The sequence below is a fragment of the Endozoicomonas atrinae genome (assembly GCF_001647025.1).
GTDB lineage: Bacteria > Pseudomonadota > Gammaproteobacteria > Pseudomonadales > Endozoicomonadaceae > Endozoicomonas > Endozoicomonas atrinae.
The window spans coordinates 1-258 of sequence record NZ_LUKQ02000867.1 but is presented as its reverse complement, the minus strand read 5'-3'; the positions used below and the strand labels follow the sequence as shown (position 1 = coordinate 258).

Below are 258 nucleotides of genomic sequence, written 5' to 3'. Positions count from 1 at the left end.
ATAATCCTTAACCACCGCATCCGGTGTGACCTGCTCGGGTTTCTGCTTGCCATCCGGTGTCAACAGCAGGCCCCTCAGGCAACATTCCGCTTTAAAGCGCGCTAGCTCCAGTGTTGCTTTGGCTGCCTGATAATCCTTAACCACCGCATCCGGTGTGACCTGCTCGGGTTTCTGCTTGCCATCCGGTGTCAACAGCAGGCCCCTCAGGCAACATTGTTCCTTAAAGCGCGCTAGCTCCAGTGTTGCTTTGGCTGCCTG

At 56.2% G+C, this 258-nt stretch carries 1 protein-coding gene; it reads right to left on the bottom strand.

Annotation, left to right across the window (positions count from 1 at the left end):
• On the bottom strand, positions 1-258 hold a 258-nt coding region (locus tag AK963_RS34645), incomplete at both ends, for a hypothetical protein (RefSeq protein ID WP_175404829.1).